A 1,669-nucleotide genomic window follows, 5' to 3' on the forward strand; every position below is an offset into this window, starting at 1 on the left:
TAGGCCGCGAGCTGTGTCAGAGTAGCTGTCGTAGCATACCTGAATTCGATGTCGCAGCTGCTTTAGCAGAATGCCATGACCTGCTTACTACCTTTGGTGGTCATCCTTTAGCCGCTGGCTTCACCGTAACGCGCCAAAATTTAGCTCAGCTAGAGGAACGGATTACTGCACTAGCTACGGACCAATTAGGTCATCTTGACCTTTGCCCGGAAATAGTGATTGATGCCGATGTTCCCTTGTCTATTCTTGCTGGGGACACCTTTAACCTTATCCAAAAGTTGAGCCCTTTTGGTCGGGGCAACCCACAGCCGACCTTTCTCACCCGGCAGGTCGAGGTGATCGAGTGTCGTAACTTCGGCAACCAGGGCGAATGGCTGAGACTAAAACTCAAACAAGGAAACGTAACCTGGCAAGCTGTAGATTTTGAGTCGCGGAGAACGAGGGAAGAAATTCCATCTTACATAGATATTGTCTATAACCTGGAGAAAAGTCGCTGGAATGGAGAGGAGGTGCTGAGCCTTAATCTTCGTGACTTTGCTCCAGCTCAGCCTCGTTAGCAAGCTCGGTCACCAAAGCCTGTTTCTTGAATCGGCGCATTCTGATAATAAGCCAGGGCAAAAATACCACCAATATTGCTAAGTCAAGAACTTGGGCTTGACGAAGACCCCAGAGCACTGGTTCGTCAGTACGGAGAACTCTAATGCCAAAATCACCGGCGGCAAAAAGGCAAAAACAAAAGAACGCAAGACAGCCTTCGGGTTTAAATTTTCCCCGAAGCCGCCACACTACAGAAAAAACTATCAGACCCCATAATAAATGATAAATCTGAGTAGGATGCATTGGAACATTCAAGGGAGCAACACTGTTCGGGTGAGTATAAACGACTGCCCAAGGCAGATTAGGAGCAAAGGTGCCAGTGCAGCAGCCGTTTATGGTGCAGGCAATCCTGGCTATGGCTAGAGCTAAAGGCATCGCGACAGCAACGGCGTCGCCTATACTAAGCAGGGTGGAAAAGCGCATTCTCGTTACCCTCATATAGATCAACGCTGCCACAATGACGCCGATAATCATCCCATTTTGGGCAAGGCCAGCAACACCGATAATCTCTCCGGGGTTTGCTATGAAATGCTCCCAATCATAGATTACATATGCTAGCCGGGCTCCGATATAGCCGCCAATAATACACCAAAGGAAAAGGTTGTAGAGATCACGCGTGATGCCTAGTCTTTTTGCTTCCCTGGCGGTGATGACTATCATCAATATAACTGCTACACCCACTATAATCCCATACCACCGTACTGTTAGGGAGCCAATTGTGAAAGCAACAGGGTCTATGCTGATAGCGAGCATTTATCTTTTCCTTTCGGTTTAAGAGAAAATAGCATTAACAAAGACTTCAGCATCAAAGGGAGCCATGTCTTGTAATTTTTCGCCAGTACCAATATAGGAAATCGGTATGTTTAACTGGTCGCAGATGGCAAATATTACGCCGCCTCGGGCTGTACCATCCAGCTTGGCCAGGAAAATACTGGTGACTTCCACAGCTTCGGTGAAATGTTTAGCCTGAGCCAGTCCATTTTGTCCTGTGGTAGCGTCCATTACCAGCAAAACTTGATGAGGGGCTGAAGCATCTTGCTTAGCTACCACTCTCTTTATTTTCTTGAGTTCT

General features: G+C 47.5%; 3 protein-coding genes. 1 reads left to right on the forward strand and 2 read right to left on the reverse strand.

The features are described from left to right. On the forward strand, positions 1-557 hold a 557-nt coding region (locus U9Q18_03870; GenBank protein MEA3313492.1), incomplete at its 5' end, for a DHHA1 domain-containing protein. Here the strand turns inward: U9Q18_03870 and U9Q18_03875 are convergent. Both U9Q18_03875 and U9Q18_03880 read right to left on the reverse strand, forming a co-directional pair. Continuing rightward, on the reverse strand, positions 520-1,350 hold the full coding sequence (locus U9Q18_03875; protein MEA3313493.1) for a prolipoprotein diacylglyceryl transferase: 831 nt from the start codon (positions 1,348-1,350) through the stop codon (positions 520-522). The genes U9Q18_03870 and U9Q18_03875 overlap by 38 nt on opposite strands. An 18-nt stretch (positions 1,351-1,368) precedes the next feature. After that, a partial coding sequence (locus tag U9Q18_03880; protein ID MEA3313494.1) for a signal recognition particle-docking protein FtsY occupies positions 1,369-1,669 on the reverse strand: 301 nt, incomplete at its 5' end.

This window comes from Caldisericota bacterium (genome assembly GCA_034717215.1).
Taxonomy (GTDB): Bacteria; Caldisericota; Caldisericia; order Caldisericales; family Caldisericaceae; genus UBA646.